Here is a 17,933-nt window from a genome sequence, read left to right on the forward strand (position 1 = left end):
CATCGCGACGGCCTCGGTCGGCGAGATGCCGAAGAACTGCGGGTCGAACAGGTCGACCCGGCGCAGGAACCCGCCCCACCGGACGTTGGTGCGGAACTCGCCCGGCTCGGGCTCGCCGTGGATGCGGCGCCAGTCCCAGCGGTCCGCCGGGATCTCGCGGACCAGGTCGTCGCCCGCCACCAGGTGCTCCCAGAACTCGTCCAGGTCGTCGGACTCCGGCAGCACCCCGGCCATGCCGACGATCGCGACGCCGTCGAACCCGGCCGCGGACGGCGCCGGGGCGCTCGCGGGCGCGCCGACGACGGTGGGCACGGCAACCGGCGCACCCACGACGGTGGGCGCGCCGACGACGGTGGGCACGGCGGCGGCGGGCACGGCGACCGGCGCGGCCACGAACGCAGCCACGGGCGCCGCCACCGGCACCGGCACTGCCACGGCTGCGGCTGCGGCTGGATGCCGTGCGAGGAGGGCGGGGCCGTGGTCGCGGAGGATCTTGGCCACCAGGTCGTCGACGGTGGCGACCCCGAAAAACGCGGCCGGGGTCACGTCGAGGTCCCAGCGGGCGTTCACCCGGTGGCTGAGCCTGGTGTACATGATCGAGTCGAAGCCGTAGCGGCTGAGCTGCTCGTCCGCGGCAAGCTCGCCCGGGAGGACCCCGGCCACCTCCTGGACGAGTGCCAGCAGTTCGCCCGCCACGCCGGCCCGCCGCGCGTCGTCGGCCCCGCCGGTGCCCTGCTCCCGGTCCGCTCCGGCCGCCGGGGCACCGGTGCCCGCGAGGAAGTCTTCCGTGCCCGCGACCACTGCCACCTGAACCTCCTGTCGGCCGAGCACCCGGCCCAGCGCTTCGAATCCCGCCTGCGGCGCGAGCGGGTGGACTCCTGCCGCGGTGGTGTCGGGCCCGGCCGGGGTGGCCTCGCGGGGCACGAGCGAGGTGGTGGTGCCGGGCACAACCGCCCCGGCGGGCGGCTCGTGGTCGCCGACCCAGCACCGCCGACGCTCGAACGGGTAGGTGGGCAGCGCCACCAGCACGCCGCCGTCCGGCCACTCCACCGGCTCGCCGGCGACCCAGCGGTCGGCCCGGTCGGTGCCGCCGGGCCGGGCCAGCGCGGGGTGGTCCGCTCCCTCGGCCGCGGCGGCGAGCGCGGCCGCGAGGGTCGGGCGGTCGGCGGCGGTGACGGCCAGCCGTTCGGCCATCGCGTCGCGGCCGTGCTGCAGCGTGTGGGCCGCGTCCGCCAGGTCGGGTATCCGGTCCAGGCCGTCGCGCAGGGCGGCGGCGTACCGGCGCAGTGCCTGCGGCGTGCGCGCCGACAGCGGGAAGACCCAGGGGCCGGCCGGACGCTCCGGTGCCGGGCCCGGTTGCGCCTCCTCCAGCACGACGTGGGCGTTGACCCCGCCGTAGCCGAAGGAGCTGACACCCGCGCGGCGCGGATGGCCGGCCGGGCGCGGCCACGCGGTCGCCGACCGCACCAGGTGGAACGGGCTCCCGTCGAGCCGCAGGTGCGGATTGGGCTCGGTGAGGCCGGCCACCGGCGGCAGCACGCCGTGCTCCATCGCCAGCAGCACCTTGATCACCCCGGCGGCACCGGCGGCGGACTCCAGGTGGCCGGCGTTGGCCTTCACCGCGCCCACCCCGCAGTGGGGCTCGGCCGGCTGGGGAACGCCCCGGCGGCGCCGCAGTTCGTCGAAGGCCATCCGCAGCCCGTTGATCTCGACCGGGTCGCCGAGTTTGGTGCCGGTGCCGTGGGTCTCCAGGTAGCCGATCGTGGTCGGGTCGACGTCCGCGCGCTCGTGCGCCCGGACGATCATCGCCGCCTGAGCGGCCGGGTTGGGCGCGGTCAGCGAGCGGGCCCGCCCGCCGTGGTTGACGGCGGTACCCCGCAGCCAGGCCCGGACCTTGTGCCGGCGCGCCCGGTCGGCGTGGGTCAGCACGACCAGGCCGAAGCCCTCGCTGCGGACGAAGCCGTCCGCGTCCGCGTCGAAGGAGCGGCACCGCCCAGTGGGGCTGAGCATGCCCGTGCTGCTCAGCAGGACATGGTTGTGCGGCGACAGGATGAGGTTGATGCCGCCGGCCACCGCGATGTCGCACTCCCCCGACCGGATCGCCTCGGCGGCCCGGTGGATCGCGACCAGGGAGCTGGAGCAGCCGGTGTTGACCGGCTCGCTCGGCCCGTGCAGGTCGAGCAGGTAGGAGACGCGGTTGACCAGGACGGAGTGGGTGGTGGCGGTGGCGGCGTGGGCGTCGACCGGCACGCCGGAGGCCCGCCGGATCTCGTCGTAGTCGTTCGACCCGGCGCCGATGAACAGGCCGACGTCGGAACCGGCGAGTGCACCGGGCGCCAGACCGGCGTCCTCCAGCGCCGTCCACACCCCCTGCAGCACCAGGCGCTGCTGCGGGTCCATTCCGGCGGCCTCGTGCGGTGAGATGCCGAAGAACAGCGGGTCGAACATGTCGACGTCGTGGACGAAGCCGCCGCGCCGGGCGTGGACGCCCTCCGGGAGGGTGCGCCAGTCCCAGCGGTCGGCGGGCACGTCGCCGGTGAGGTCGTCACCGGCCGCGAGGTGGCGCCAGAAGTCGTCCAGGTCCCGGCTTCCGGGCATCCGGCCGGACAGTCCGATGATCGCGATCGGGTCCGCGGCGGCGGGCCGGGCGGCGGCGTCCTGCGGAGCCGGTGCGGGGGCCGGCTCCGGTCGCCGCTCGACCGCGGCGAACCGGGGCTGCGCGGGCGCCGGCGCGGCGTACCGGCCGCGCAGCGGCTCCGCGTGGTCGCGGACGAGGCGGTCGGCCAGTGCGCGCAGGGTGGCCGTCTCGTAGAACAGCGCGGGGCTCACGTCGAAGCCGAACTCGTCGTTCAGCCGGGTGGCGAGCAGGCTGTAGCTGACGGAGTCGAAGCCGTAGTCCCCGAGCGCCCGGTCGAGGTCGAGGTCCTCACGCACGATGCCCGAGGCGTCCGAGGTGAGCGCCAGCAGCTCCTCGGTGAACGCGGCCGCGGGGTCGCGGTCGGTCGAGGGGGTGGCGGTGGCAGTGGCGGCCACGGCATCGGCAACGGTGGCGGTGGCGGTCGCCGCCGTGGCAGTGGCGGCCACGCCATCGGTGGCGACGGGGGCCGCCGTGGCGACGACGACGTGCTGGAAGTTGCGGCCGGTCTCCGCGGAGCCCGGCAACGCGGTCACCGGGCCGAATCCGGCCCCGGTGAGCAGCGCCGTCCAGCCCGGCACGTCCAGCAGCGGCGAGCCGGGCAGGCGCAGCGCGGTGTCCTGGTGCGTCCACCAGCCGTCGAACAAGCCGTAGGTGACGGTCCCGCACAGGGTGACCGTCGTCAGTTCGTTGAGCAGCAGCTCGCCCCCGGCGCGCAGCACGGCGCGCAGGTGGCGGACGGCGCGGCCCAGGTCCGAGGTGGCGTGCAGGACGTTCGCGCCGACCACGAGGTCGAAGCCGCCCGCGGGGAACCCCTGGGAACCGGGGTCGGTGTCCAGGTCGAGGCGCTTGAACCGGGTGAACGGATGGCGTTCGCCGAACTCCCGCCGGCCGTGCGCGAGGAAGGTGACCGACAGGTCGGTGTACCAGTACTCCACCCGGTCGCCGTACCGGTCGAGCGCCCGGAGCAGGCTCGCGGAGGTGCCGCCGGTGCCGGAGCCGACCTCCAGGATGCGGACCGTCCCCCCGGCCGGCAGCTCGGCCGCCCGCCGCTCGACGTGCGCCATCAGGCGGTCCGTCAGCAGGTCGTTGTAGAGGTCGCTGATCGGGTTGCCCCGGTAGACGCCCTCCATCAGCGAGGTGCCGGACGCGGGGAACAGCAGCTCGGTGGCGAGGAGACCGCCGCGCAGCAGGTCGCCGTAGTGGTCCAGGCAGTGCGCGAGCAGCCGGACGAAGACCGCGTGCTCGGGGTGCGCGGCGGCGAGGTCCTCCAGCCGCCGCAGGTGTCCGCCTGCCCGGGCCCCGGCCAGGGCGTCCGGGGTCGGCCGGTGACGCCCGTCGCGGACCTCGACCAGGCCCTCCTCGGTGAGCATGACCAGCAGGGTGCGCAGCAGCCGGTCGTACCGGGGGACGACCCCCACCCGGCGGGCCACCTCGTCGGCGTCCGGGTCGGGACCGTGCCACGCGCCGAGATCGCCGAGCAGGGCGAGCAGGGCCCCGCAGGCGATCGTCGTCATGCGGCGGTCGAGGGCGTGGAAGTCGTCCACCACCCGGCGGTCGCCGGCGGTCAGTGGCCGGCCGGTGGGCACCATGTGCGTCGTCTCCGTTCTCGCTGCTCCCATCCGATCGCGCAGGGCCGCGCTGCCGGGTACCACGACGATCTGGGGCGCCGGCTGCCCGAGGGCCCGGGCGAGCGCGGCGAAGCCGGGCCCGGGCTCGATGGACGCGAAGCCGGCGGCGGTCAGGCGGCCGCGGTGGGTGTCGTCGGCCACCGCTCCGACGCTGCCCCAGTAGCCCCAGTCGACGGCCCGCACCGGGTAGGGCAGGCGGGCGTCGAGGGCGTGGGCGTAGGCGTCCAGGAAGGTCGAGCCGGCCGCGTAGTTGGCCAGGCCGGGATCGCCCAGGAAGGACTGCGCGGACGAGAAGAACACCAGGAAGTCAAGGTGCCGTCCGCGCAGGGCGTCGACCAGGACGGCCGCGACGCCGGACTTGGCGGCCAGGCTCTCGGCGAGGTCGGTGTCCGAGAGGTGGTGGGTCAGCCGGTCGCGGCGGACCAGGGCTGCGTGCAGGACGCCGTGCACCGGCCCCGCCTCGTCAAGGAGGGCCGTCACCCGGCGGCCGTCGGTCGCATCGGCCCGGATGTAGCGGATCCCGTCCCCGAGCTCGGCGGCCGGCCGTTCGCTGCGGCCGACGAGCACGACCTCCGCGTCCCACTCCGCGACGAGCCGGCGGGCGAGCGCCAGGCCGATCCCCTGCGCGCCGCCGACGACCAGGTACCGGCCGCCGCGCCGCAGCGGGACCGGGCCGTCGCCCGCCGGGGCTGGGCGCAGCACCTGGGTATGACAGACCGTGCCGGTGAAGGCGAGACGGGTGCCCCTGGGGGCCGGTGCCACCAGGGCGGCGGATTGGTGGGCCGGGTCGAGGTCGACGGTCGCGACCGACCAGCCGCGGTGCTCGTTCTCCAGCACCCGGGCGAAACCGATGACCCCGGCGACGTACGGGTCGGTGACGCCGCGCCCGGGGGCGGCGGCGGCACCGGCGGTGACGACCACCCAGTCGAGCTCCGGGATCCGGGCCCACTGCCGCGCGTACCGGGCCAGGGCCCGGACGCCGGACGCCTCGGCCCGTGCGACCCGGTCCGCCTCCTCCGGGCCGGGGTCCGTCGCGCCGGTCAGGACGTAGACCAGGCGCGGCTTCACCGCCACCGATTCGCCCAACTCGACTACGAGGGCGCCCTCGTGGCGGGCCGCCAGGTCACAGGCCAGGCGGGCCCGTGAGGGGGCGTGCAGCACCACGACCGGGCCGTCGGGGGCCGGGCGCCCGGCGGGGGCCGGGCACGGCTCCCAGACCGGGAGGTCCATCGGGACGTCCGCGAGGACGTCCGCGAGGACGTCCGCGAGGACGTCCGCCGTGGCCGCCGCCGGGACGGGTACCGGGGCGGCCGACGCGTTGTCGACCCAGCAGCGGATCCGCGCGAACGGGTAGCCGGGCAGCTGCACCTTGCGCGGCTTGCGGTCCCGGTGCAGCGCCCGCCAGTCGGGGGCGGCGCCGGCCACCCAGGCCCGGGCCAGCTCGTGCGGGTCTAGGGAGTCCGGGGCGGTGACGCCGCCCGGCCCGGTGGCGGTGCCCCGGTAGCAGCCGGCCGGCGCCGAGCCGTTCAGGTAGGCCTGCAGGGCGGAGCGGAGTTCGTCCGGCCCGGAGACGACCGCGGCGAGCCGCTCGGCCATGGCTTCCCGCCCGATCTGCGTGGTGTAGGCGAAGTCCGCCAGCGAGACGCCGGATCCGGTGCCAGCCGGCACCGCCGCGGCGAGGTCGGCCAGCGTCGAACGGGCGTCGACGTGCGGGGCCAGGCCGGGGAAGCGCTCGCCGAACGTCAGCGCCAGGCGGCGCAGGTCCTCCGCGTCCAGGCCGAGCTCGTCGAGGGCGGTGTCCGGGTCCGCGCCCGCCAGCCCGGCCAGTTCCGCCACCTCGGCGGTCCGGTCGGCGGCTGGCAGGTCGGTGTAGCGGAGCGCCAGTTCGCGCAGCGCCTCCTCCGTGCGGGCGGAGAGCAGGACGGCCTGCGGCCCGCAGAGGTCGGTGTCCGGTCCGGGCGGCTCCGGGAACTCCTCGACGACGACGTGGGCGTTGGCCCCGCCCGCACCGAACGCGCTCAGGCCGGCCCGGCGCGGGGTGCCGACCCCGGCCGGCCACGGTTCGGCCCGGCGCTGCACGTGCAGCCCGACGGCGTCCCAGTCGATGGCGGGGTTCGCCGGGTCGGCGTGCAGGGACGGCGCGAGGGTGCGGTGGCGCAGTTGCAGAAGGATCTTGGTCAGGCCGGCGATCCCGGCCGCGGACTCCAGGTGGCCGATCGACGACTTCACGGACCCGATCCGCGCCGTCGTCCCCCCGAAGACCTGGGTCAGGGCGGAGATCTCGATCGGGTCGCCGAGCGCGGTCCCGGTGCCGTGCGCCTCGACGTAGCCGATCGAGGCCGGGTCGACGTTCGCCCGCCCGAGCGCCCGGCGCACCACGTCGGCCTGGGCGGCCGGGTTGGGCACGAAGAAGCCGCCCGCCCGCCCGCCGTGGTTGACGGCGCTGCCCTTGATCACGCCGAGGACGCGGTCGCCGTCCTCCAGCGCGCGGGCCAGCGGCTTGAGCACGACGACGCCGACGCCCTCGCCGGGCACGTAGCCGTCCCCGCCCTCGCCGAAGGCCCTGCAGCGGCCGTCGGAGGAGACGAAGCCGACCTGGCTCAGGTGCAGGTACTTGTACGGGTGGACGATCGTGTTCACGCCGCCGGCGAGCGCCAGTTCGCAGTCGCCGGAGCGCAGGCTCTCGCACGCCAGGTGCAGCGCCGTCAGGGATGACGAGCACATGGTGTCGAGCGCGAGGCTGGGACCGCGCAGGTCGAGGAAGTAGGAGACCCGGTTGGCGACGGCTGAGGCGAAGGATGTCGGCAGTACCGGCAGCCGGTCCTCCGCCCCCAGGCCGAGCATCTGGTACTGGGTGAACATCACCCCGGCGAAGACGCCCACCTGGCGCCCGGCGACGTCGGCGCGGGTGAGGCCGGCGTCCTCCAGGGCGTGCCAGGAGGTCTGCAGGAACAACCGCTCCTGCGGGTCCATGCCCTCGGCCTCACGCGGCGTGATCCGGAAGAAGCCGGGGTCGAACTCGTCGATGCCGTCGAGGAAGCCGCCCCACTTGCTGGTCGAGCGCCCGGGGGTGCGCTGCGGCTCGTAGAAGCCGCCCGGCTCCCAGCGGTCCTCGGGGATCTCGGTGACGCAGTCGCGTCCGGTCCGCAGGTTGGTCCAGAACTGGTCGAGGTCCTCGGCCATGGGGTAGCGGCCGGCGACGCCGATCACCGCGATGTCCCCGGTCGGGTCGGGCGCACCCTCCTCGACCCAGGCCGGCTCGGTCACCGCGGCGGCGGGGACCAGGGCCAGCGCCTCGCGGGCGCGCTCAGGGTCGCCGTGCAGCACCACGACCTCCGCACCGGTGAGCGACAGCGCCCGCTCGAACACCGCCAGGCCCTCCGCGGTCGGCAGCGGGACCTGCCCCTGACGGCGGAACAGCGCCCGCGCCGCGTCGTCGGTGCGCATCCCTCCCTCGGCCCACAGCGGCCAGCCGAAGGAGGTGAGGCCGTGCTCGCGTGCGTAGGCGTCCTGGAAGGCGCTGGCCGCGGCGTAGTCAGCCTGCCCGACGTTTCCGGCGACGCCCGTCACCGAGGAGAACAGCGCGAAGAAGTCGAGGCTCAGGTGACGGGTCGCCCGGTGGAGCAGCACCGTGCCGCGCACCTTGGGCGCCAGCACCGCGGAGAGGTCCGCGGCGGACTTTCCGGGCAGCATGCCGTCCCGCAGCGATCCGGCCGCGTGCACGACGCCGTCCAGCCGGCCGTGCCGGTCGAGGACGTCGGCGACCAGGGCCGCCACGTCGGCGGGCACCGTCACGTCGGCGCGGACGAACCGGCCGGCGATCGGCTCCGACGGGGGCGTCCGCCCGGCCAGCACGGCCGTGGCACCCCGCTCGGCCATCAGCGCGGCGAGCTCCCGGCCGATGCCGCCCGCACCGCCGGTGACCAGGTAGACGCCGCCGGGGCGGATCCGCTGCCCGGCGTCGAGCCGCGCGTCGCGGTAGCGGCGCACCTCGCGGCGCCCCCGCGTGTGCCTCACCCACGTCTCGGCTCCGTCGCCGAACTCCGCGAGCAACGCCTGCGGGTCGGCGTCGCCGTCGCACTCGACGGCGGTCACGGTGAGCTTGGGCTGCTCCAGGCGGACCGTCCGGGCCAGCCCCGCCACCGCGGCCGCGACCGGCCCCGGCCCGGCGTGCACGACGGGCACCGGACACGGTGCGAGGGCCTGCACGAGGGCGAGCAGCTCACGACAGGCCGACTCGACGGCCTCGGGGAGGTCGCCGGCGGGTGCGGCCAGGTGCAGCACCCGCTCGGGTTCGGTGCCGAGCTCGGCCAGGAGCAGCCGGAGGTCGCCGGCGTCGTCGGCGCGGAGCTCGTACGCGTCGGGCCCCAGTCGGCGGAAGGCCTCGCCGCGCCGGACGGTGATCTGCCCGGGGCGCACCGGGAGGTCGCCGATCACCAGCAGCGGGCCCGGCTCCGGTGCGGCCGGGCGGGGCGCCGACTGCCAGACTCCGGTCAGGCAGTGCGTGCGGGCCGGGGTGTCGGGCTGCGGCTCGTCCACCGCGGGGGCCGCCGGGGCGCGCCGGTCGGCGGGCAGCAGGTCGAGCAGGTGGGCGGCGACCGCGTCGACCGTGGGGTACTCGAACAGCAGGGTCGGGTAGAGGGAGATGTCCCACCGCTCCTCGAAGGCGCGGACCAGCGAGAGCAGGTGGGTCGAGTCCAGCCCGAGGTCGTAGAAGCCGAGGTCGCCGTCGACCACCAGGCCGGGATCCCCGACGGCGTGGCGGACCAGCCCGGCGACCTCCGCCCGGAGGTCGTCCAGCCCGTCACCGGCGGCCGCCGGGGCGGACGGGACCGACAGGGCTTCCGGCACGGCGGGGTCCGGCTCCGCGGCCGCCGTGGTGAGCCGGGTGATCGACGCCGTGGAGCGGATCCGCTTGAAGGTGAGGCCGGTGAACCGGGCGGCGGGCGCGCCCGAGCCGTCGTACAGGTCGATGTCGGCCTTCACCACGTCGGCACCGGCCGCCACCCGGGTGAACCGCAGGTCCACCGTGCAGGCCTCGCCGAGCGGTCGGACCGCCCGGAACGCACCGATGTGCAACGGGATCAGCGGGCGCCCGTCGGCGTCCTCGCCCGCGAAGGCGAGGGCGTACGCCTGCATGGTGGAGCCGTCGAGCAGGGCGGGGTGGAGCAGGAAGTCCTCGGCCGTGGCGCGTGCTTCCTCGCCGAGGGCGAGCTCGGACCAGACCCGGTCGGCCGAGGCCCGCAGGGTGCCGGTGACCCGCATGAACGCCCGGTGCTCGATGCCCGCCGAACGCCCGGTCGCGTACACCTCGGCGACGTCGCGCGCGGCGCTGGCCGGCGCCGGGTCGGGCGCGCCGGTGAGCGGCGGCAGGTCGGTGTGCAGGGTCGCCCGCAGGTGGGTGGTCACCGTGTCGTCGACCGGGCTGCCGTCGTGGGTGCGCCGGCTGGTCGCCGTCACCCGGTGGACGTCGCCGTCGGGTTCGGCCTCGACGGTCAGCTCCCGGTCGAAGGCCTCGGTGGTCACCACGGGCTCGACGAACAGCACGTCGCTCAGGCCGGTCTGCTCCAGCGGGAAGTCGTGTGCCGCGAGCAGCCGTTGGACGATGTCGAGGAACGTCACGCCCGGCAGGGTGCGCACCCCGTGCACACGGTGGTCGTCGACGATCGGGTTGTCCCTGTTCAGGTGTAAGGCACAGCGTACGGACCGTCGGTCCACGTGTTCTCTCCTGGTGATGGGCGGTTCGGCTCGGCGGGCGGCGGGCGGGTGCGCCGGTTTACGTGAGGGTCAGGTCGAGCCGGGCCGACCGGCGCGGGGCCGGGGCGGGCACGGCGGCGGGCCGGTGCCAGAACCGGCGACGCCGGTAGGTGGGGGGCGGCAGCGGGGGGCGTCCGGGCTCGCCGGGCGTGCCGGCGCCGAGGACGGCGTGGGCGTTGGTCCCACCGAAGCCGAAGGCGCTCACCGCGACCCGGCTGCCGGCGGGCAGGTCCACGACCTCCGTCACCGGGAAGAACGGCGACTCGGCGAAGGCGAAGCGCGGGTTCGGGCGGCGGCAGTGCAGGGTGGGAACGAGCGTGCCGTGCCGCAGGATCTGCACGGCCTTGATGAATCCGGCGACGCCGGCGGCGCTGAGCAGGTGGCCCATCGAGCTCTTGATGCTGCCGATCCCGCAGTAGCCGCGGTCCTGCGTGTGGGCGCGGTGGACGGCGGTGAGCGCCTGGAGCTCGATCGGGTCACCGATCATCGTGCCGGTGCCGTGGGCCTCGACGTACCCGATCGTCCGGGCGTCGATCCCGCCGCGGGTGAGCACCTCGGAGACCAGGGCGCGCTGGGCGCGGCCGTTGGGCGTGGTGTGCCCCATCGTCCGGCCGTCGTTGTTGACGCCCGACGATTCGAGCACCGCGAGCACCCGGTCGCCGTCGCGCACCGCGTCGTCCAGCCGCTTCAGCAGCACCATCCCGGCGCCCTCGCCGGGCACCAGCCCGTCGGCGGACTCGTCGAAGGTGCGGCAGCGGCCGCTGGGGGACAGCGCCTTGCCGGCGCTGAGCATGAGGTACGGCTCCTCGTCGAAGAGGAGGTCCACCCCGCCGGCCAGGGCCATCGACGACTCGCCCGAGGCGAGGCTCTGGGCCGCCAGGTGGATGCTCACCAGCGAGGACGAACAGGCGCTGTCGACCACGAGGTTGGGGCCGGTGAGGTCGAGGAAGTGCGAGACGTGCGCAGCCACGAAGTTCTGGTTCACGCCGACGACGTACTCGCGCTTCGGCGGCTGGAGGTGGACGCGGTGGTTGCCGGTGCGGGCGCCCACGAACACCCCCACCGGACGCCCGCGTAGCTCGGCGTCGGTGTACCCGGCGTCCCGGACGGCCTCCACCGAGACCTCCAGGGTCTTGCGCACCAGCGGGTCCAGGTGCCGTGCGGTCTCGTCGTCGAAGCCGAAGTAGCCGGGGTCGAACAGGGCGGCGTCGTCGAGGAACCCGCCCCACTTGCTCTGGCTGCGCCCGTGGCCGCCGTCGGGGTGGTAGAGCGCGGCGGTGTCCCAGCGATCGGCCGGAACGTCGGTGACGAGGTCGCGGCCGGCCAGCAGGGCCTGCCAGAGCCGGTCCGGGTCGCTCGCACCGGGCAGGCGGCAGGCCATGCCGATCACGGCGACGGGCGTCGGCCGGCCGACGGGCGCGGCGGCGGGGGCCACGGCCGGGGCCGGGAGCACCGCCGGGGCGGCCGGGGCGACCGGGGTGGCGGGGACCGGTGGCACAGCCGTGGGTGCGGACGGTGCGGCAGGGGCGTCGAGGGCGGCGGCGAGCCCGCCGAGGGTCGGGTGCTCCTGCAGCAGGCTCGGGTCGACCACGTCGCCGAGCTCGGCTTCGAGCGCCCGCACCAGTTCGGCCATCAGTAGCGAGTCCACGCCGACGTCGCCGAGCGCCGTGTCGGGTCCCAGCAACGCGGGGTCGACCCTGGTCGTGCGGGCCACGACGGCGACCAGCCAGCCGAGGTCCGGCGCGGCCGCCGGGTCCGCGGGGGTGGCCGACGCGGGCGCCGGCTGCGCCGGAGCGGCCGGCTGCGGCGCCAGGTACAGCTCCTCCGCGGCGACCGACGAGCGCTCCACGAGGCACGGCAGCAACACCGGCCGGTCGGGCACCCGCAGGGCGAGGTCGAACAGCCGCAGCGCGTCCGTCCCGTCCACGTCGGGGACGCCGAGCGCGGCACTGGCACTGGTGCGGTCGGCCCCCATCCCCACCTCGCGCCACAGCGGCCAGCGCAGCGAGCGCACCACGCAGCCGGGCTCGTCGGCCCGGGCCTCGGCGAAGTCGTCGAGCGCGGTGTTCGCCGCCGCGTAGTCCAGGTAGCCCGCAGCCAGCCGGGGCGAGGCCGCCGCTACCGAGGAGAACAGCACCAGGAGCTTCGGCGGCTGCCCGCCGAAGGCCGACCGGAGCACCCGCAGCCCCTCGGTCTTGGGCTGCAGCACCCGGGCGATCTCCTCGGCGCCGCGGGCCAGGAAGGACGTCGGGCGGTCCATCACACCGGCGCAGTGGAAGGCGGCGACGATCTCCCCGGACTGCTTCCTGACCTGGCCGAACAGTCGCCGCAGCCGGGCCGTGTCGTCCAGCGCGTCGGTGCGCACGGTCAGGGTCACCCCGCGCTCGACCAACGCGGTCAGCGCGGTGAGCCGGGCACGCAGCACCGGGTCGGTGGACGGGTCCGCGAGGAGGGACGCCCACTGGTTGCGGGCGGGCATCCGGGAGCGGCCGACCAGGACGAGGTGCCGGGCGCCCCGGTCGGCCAGGTGGGCCGCCAGGCGCAGGCCGATGCCGCCGAGGCCGCCGGTGATCACCGTCGCGCCGCGGTCCAGGCCGGTGAGCGGGTCGGCCCCGGCGGCGGCCGGGGCGAACCCGGCCACCGGGCGGCGGCGGCGACCGCCGGTGTGGCGCAGTTCGGTCTCCCGGTCGACCGCCGCCGCCTCGGTGGCGACGGCGGCGGCGAGGTCGTCGGCACCGCCGTCCACCCGGACGGTCCGCGCGTGGACGGCCGGGAACTCACCGGAGAGGGCTCGGTAGAACCCGGCGAGGACGGACCGCTCTGCGCCGCTCACGTGGACGCAGCGCAGTCCGGCCCGGGTGTTGGCGGCGAGCACCTGTTGGAGCAGCGCGATCCGTTCGGTCACCCGGGTGCCGGGCTCGGTCCAGTCGACCAGGTCGACGATCCCGGTCAGGCCTGCCGGGTCGGTCAGCGGGTCTCCCGGGACGTGCACGACGGCCTGCTCGCCGAGCACCAGGCGGGCGAGTTCCCGGTCGGCGGTCACCGCCAGGAACCGGCCGCCGGGGGCGGTCGGCGGGGCGGGCGCGTCCTCCCAGGTGGTGGTGAGGAACTCGGCACCGGCCGTGGGCGCCGCCCAGTGCCGGTCGCGGCTGAACGGGTAGGTCGGCAGCGAGACCGGCGGGGCGTCCGGGGTCGTCGACTCCCGCTCCACGGCGGGCTCGCGGTCGAAGACGGTGGCGAGCCCCTCGGCGAGCCCGGCGAGGTCGGTGGCCTCCACGGCGACGCGGTGTGCCAGGGCCGCCCGTCCGGTGCGCATCGTCCGGGCGATGGAGGCGAGCGGCGGGGCATCCGGCGAGCGCACCACGGCGAGCAGCGCGGCCACCGCGGCGCGCAGCGCCTGCGGGGTGCGGGCCGAGACGGGGACGACCACCGGGCGGTCGAGCGGCCGATCGGCCGCCGCCGCGGGTGCCTCCTCCAGCACGACGTGCGCGTTGGTGCCGCCCATGCCGAAGGAGCTGACACCGGCCCGGCGGGGGCCGCCGCCGGTCGGCACCTCCCAGGGGCCGCGCTCCCGTTGGAGCCGCAGCGGGGAGCCCTCGACCTTGATCATCCGGTTCGGCCGGGTGATGTTGCGGGTGGCCGGGATCGTACGGTGGCGCATGGCCAGGATCACCTTGATCATGCCCGCGATCCCGGCGGCGGCCTCCAGGTGGCCGATGTTGGTCTTGAGCGAGCCGACGCCGCAGTGCGGCCGCTCCGGGCGCGGGTGCCCCCAGCGGTCGTAGAGGCGCTCGAACGCGGCGACCATCCCGGAGACCTCGATCGGGTCGCCGAGGCGCGTACCGGTGCCGTGCGCCTCCAGGTAGCCGACCGTCGCCGGGTCGACGCCAGCCTCGGTGTAGGCGGCGACCAGCAGGTCGGCCTGGGCCTCCGGGTTGGGCGCGGTGAAGGACTGGGCCTGCCCGCCGTGGTTGACGGCCACGCCGCGGATCACCGCGTGCACGCGGTCCCCGTCGGCCAGGGCCCGGTCCAGCGGCTTGAGTAGCAGGGCGCACACGCCCTCGCCCCGGACGTAGCCGTCCGCGTCGTCGTCGAAGGTGTGGCAGCGGCCGCGCGGGCTCAGCACGCCGGTGCGCTGGTAGGCGTTCTGCCGACCCGGGTCGCACAGCACGTTGACGCCGCCGGCGAAGGCCTGGTCGCACTCGCCGGCGCGCAGCGCGGCGACGGCCTGGGCGACGGCGACCAGGGAGGAGGAACAGAGGGTGTCCACGGCGACGCTGGGGCCGCGCAGCCCGAGGGCGTACGAGATGCGGTTGGCCACCAGGGACGGCGACACGGCGACGCTCAGGTGCGGTTCGTCGCGGCTGGCGTGCGCGGCGAGGACGGCGGCGTAGTCCGAGTGGCAGACGCCCGCGTAGACGCCGGTGCGGGTGCCGGCCAGCGCGGTCGGGTCCCAGCCGGCGTCCTCGGCCGTGGCCCAGGCGACCTCCAGGAGCAGCCGCTGCTGGGGGTCCATCAGCGCCGCCTCGCGCGGGCTGACGGCGAAGAACTCGTGGTCGAAGCGGCGGATGTCGTCGAGCAGGGCCGCCTTGCCCACCAGGTCGGGGTGGGCGGCGGTGTCCCACCGGTCGACCGGGATGTCGCGGACGGCGTCCGCGTCCCGGCCGAGCAGGTCCCACAGCTCGGTGACGCTCTCCGCACCGGGGAACCGGCCGGCCATCCCGACCACGGCGATCGGCGCCGCCGGGTCGCGGGGCGCACCGACCACCGGGCCGGTCGCGGCCGCCGGTCGCTCGCCGCGCAGCACGCGGGCCATGGCAGCGGCCGTGAACGCCTGGAACATGGTGCTGGGGTCGAGTTCGAGCCCGAGTTCGTCCTCGACCCGGGCGGCGAGCTCCGACAGCGCCAGGCTGTCCAGCCCGAACGGGCGCAGGTCGTCCTCGGCGGTCAGCGAGCCGGCGGGCCGGGCGAGCAGGTCCTCCAGCAGCGGCAGGAGGTCGGCCTCCAGGTCGTCAAGGACGAGGGCGGCGGGTGCCTGGGCCTGGGCCGGAGCCGCGGCCCCAGAGGACGGCGCGGAGGCCTGGGCCCGGGCCGCCCCGCCGCCCCAGAGGACGGCGAAGACGCCGGGGTGGACGAGGCGCTTGACGGTCTCGATCCGGGCCAGCGGCCGGCCGTCGCGTTCCCGCAGCAGGGTCGAGGTGAGCACGGCGCGGTGGTCCGACTCGAAGCGGCAGTCGTCCAGCCGGTAGCGCACCGAGTCCTCGAGGCCGCAGTTGCCCAGATAGAGGATGTCCCGACTGAGGGTGCAGGCCTCGACGGCCCACTCCCCTCCCGGTGCGAGCGACTGCAGGTACTTGCGCTCGCCCCGGTCGTTGATGTGCGGGTACGAGGCGAAGTAGAGCAGGCCGGCCGCGTTGACGTCGGCGAACGGGTTGAGCTCGTAGGTGTCCTGGAACAGGCCGGGGCCGTCACCGGGGCCGAGCCCGCTCATGGCGCGGAACTCGGCCTGGAACTCCAGGTGTTCGGCGGTCGGCCGGGCCACCGGCGCCCAGCCCGGGTTGCGCGGGGTGCCGGGCGAGAGCCAGTTGCCCGTGCCCCTGCGGACGAAGGCGGTGAGCAGCCGGGCCTCGACGTGCGAGGTCGCGGTGGCGAACCGGACGTCGCTGACGAAGGCCTGGTCGTCCAGCCTGGTGAGCGTGCCGTCGAGCAGCCCCTGGTCGTGCTCGGCGAAGAACCGCAGGGAGTCGGCGGCGGTGAGCCGGACGCGGACGAAGGCGGGCAACAGCCTGGTGCCGTCGCTGTCCGTCAGGTCGGCGACCTTGCTGCCGAAGTGGTTGCCGATCAGCTCCCAGTGGAGATCGCCGGCCTCGCGCAGCAGCCAGTTCTCCGACAGTCCGCCGACGGACAGCGAGGGGAGCCCCAGGACGACCGACCGGCTCAGCATGCCGGCCTCCCGGTGGACGGGGCGGGCAGCAGGAAGGGGGTCGGCGCCGTACGGCCGAGTCCCGCTTTTGGACATGTACATGACATCTCTCGGCGGCGCCGGATCACCACATCCCCCGTCCCTGACGTGTCGTCGCGCGGGCTCCGCAGGTGCGCGGCAAGCCACCCGCGCACGATTCGTGAAACCCGTCGAAGAAGAACAGTCGGCGGCTGAAGAGGCCGATTCCGCCTCCCACGTCCCCGTGGTCACGCCCCCCCGACGCCGATCATCATGAACGATCATGTCCACGACCCGCAAGGGGTGTCAGTTCGTTCACGACGGGGAACCGCCGGACATGCGCCCGTACGCCACGTCGAGCGGACACCCGTTCGACACGCGGGCCGGGCAAGGCCTTCCCCGCGGCGGCGGATTTCATTCCCATCACTGCAAACTTTCTCCACGACCGCCCCCACCAGGGGATTCTGATGGTCCAACAGCTGACGTCCAGTCACTCGGCGACCCGTTTCGACCGCTCGCGGCGGCGGTCGGAACGGGACACCCGGACGCCGCCGCCGGAGTGGCCCGCCCCGGCCCGCCTGGATATCGGCCGGAAACCGTCGACAGGGGGCGACAATCCGGCCACGACCGCCACATCCGGAATTCACCGGGAGACCGGTTCGGCCGGTCCGTCGCCGATTCCGTGAACTCCCGTGCCGACGGCACGGATTCGGCCAGCGCTTTGGAGCACACCACCGCCCCGAGTAGGGTGCCCAGCATGTTACGGAACGTGAAAGGCACGCAGTACGTGACCGCCCTGCGCGAGGGCGGCTCACTCCCCGGCATCGTCGAGGCCGACAACGACGGCACCTATGTGGTCAAGTTCAAGGGCGCCGGGCAGGGCAGCGCGGCCCTGGTCGCGGAGGTCGTGTGCGGCGAGCTCGGCCGGCGCCTGGGCATCCGGGTGCCCGAGCTGGTGCTCCTCGACATCGACCCCGAACTGGCCCGCCGCGAGCCGGACCAGGAGGTGCAGGACCTGTTGCTCGCAAGCACCGGCCAGAACCTGGGCATGGACTTCCTGCCCGGTTCGGTGAACTACGACGGCATCAAGTGGCAACCGCCGGCCGAGGAGGCCGCCCGGATCTACTGGCTGGACGCGCTCACGGCCAACGTGGACCGCACCTGGTCCAACCCCAACCTGCTGATCTGGCACCGGGAGCTGTGGGCGATCGACCACGGCGCCGCCCTGATCTTCCAGCACTCGTGGCCGGCCGTGGACGCCTGGGCCAACCGCAAGTACCCGATGGACTCGCACGTCCTGAGCGAGCCGGTAGCCGACCTGCCCGACGCGAAGCTCCGGGACCTGGACGCCGAACTGGCGGCCCTGGTGACCCGCGAGACCGTGGAGGAGGTCGTCGCGCTTGTGCCCGACCACTTCCTCCTGGGCATGAACTCCGCGAACGGCCTCGAACCCGCCGTGCTGCGGGAGCGCTACTGCGACTACCTCCTGGCCCGTTGCGCCGGCGAGCGCGACTGGTGGCCGGCATGAGCACTACGACGACCCCGTCCATCGGATTCGACTACGCACTGCTGTACGCCGTTCCCCGCGTCGACCGCGGCGAGCGGATCAACGTCGGCGCGCTGCTGTACTGCAGGGAGGCCGACTACCTCGGCGCCGCGATCCACCTCGACGAGGCGCGGCTGCGCGCCCTCGACCCCGGGGTCGACGTCCTGGCCGTCGCGGCCGCCCTCGACGCGATCCGCGCGATCTGCGCCGGCGACCGGGCCGCCGGCCCCGCCGCCGGCGGCACCGCCCGGACCCGCTTCGGCTGGCTCACCGCGCCGCGCAGCGCGATCGTCCAGCCCAGTCCGGTCCACGGCGGCATCACCGCCGACCCGGCCGCGGAACTGGACCGGCTGATGCGACGCTACGTGCACTGACCTCGGGATTCGCCCCGCCGGTCATCCTCGGGCTGCCGCCGCCTCCCCT

At 75.4% G+C, this 17,933-nt stretch carries 4 protein-coding genes (1 of these 4 running past the window's edge); 2 read left to right on the forward strand and 2 right to left on the reverse strand.

Features of this window, described 5'->3' with window-relative positions:
* Together ACWC9T_RS23030 and ACWC9T_RS23035 are read right to left on the reverse strand one after the other, a co-directional pair.
* On the reverse strand, positions 1-9,984 hold the 5' portion of the coding sequence (locus tag ACWC9T_RS23030; RefSeq protein WP_449822923.1) for an SDR family NAD(P)-dependent oxidoreductase. The gene continues 2,232 nt to the left of window position 1, outside the view; only the first 9,984 of its 12,216 coding nucleotides appear in the window; its start codon is at positions 9,982-9,984; its stop codon lies off the left edge, out of view.
* A 58-nt stretch (positions 9,985-10,042) separates the two neighbouring features.
* Positions 10,043-15,967, reverse strand: a complete 5,925-nt coding sequence (locus ACWC9T_RS23035; RefSeq protein WP_449822924.1) for a beta-ketoacyl synthase N-terminal-like domain-containing protein — start codon at positions 15,965-15,967, stop codon at positions 10,043-10,045.
* Positions 15,968-16,733: 766 nt separating this feature from the next.
* On the opposite strand from ACWC9T_RS23035, the gene ACWC9T_RS23040 reads away from it, so the two are divergent.
* Both ACWC9T_RS23040 and ACWC9T_RS23045 read left to right on the forward strand, forming a co-directional pair.
* The gene (locus ACWC9T_RS23040) at positions 16,734-17,492 is read left to right on the forward strand and encodes a HipA family kinase (RefSeq protein ID WP_449822925.1); all 759 of its coding nucleotides are present in this window, start codon (positions 16,734-16,736) and stop codon (positions 17,490-17,492) included.
* Entirely contained in the window at positions 17,489-17,884 is a 396-nt protein-coding gene (locus ACWC9T_RS23045) for a DUF3037 domain-containing protein (RefSeq protein ID WP_449822926.1), read from the forward strand. The genes ACWC9T_RS23040 and ACWC9T_RS23045 overlap by 4 nt, the downstream gene beginning before the upstream one ends.
* The last annotated feature ends 49 nt before the right edge of the window (positions 17,885-17,933 follow it).

The organism is Kitasatospora sp. NPDC001159, from assembly GCF_053598235.1.

What these genes read in the sequence shown, in the direction of transcription:
- ACWC9T_RS23035 (WP_449822924.1), bottom strand. Translation starts at nt 15,967, where the DNA reads ATGCTGAGCCGGTCGGTCGTCCTGGGGCTCCCCTCGCTGTCCGTCGGC.
- ACWC9T_RS23045 (WP_449822926.1), top strand. Translation starts at nt 17,489, where the DNA reads ATGAGCACTACGACGACCCCGTCCATCGGATTCGACTACGCACTGCTG.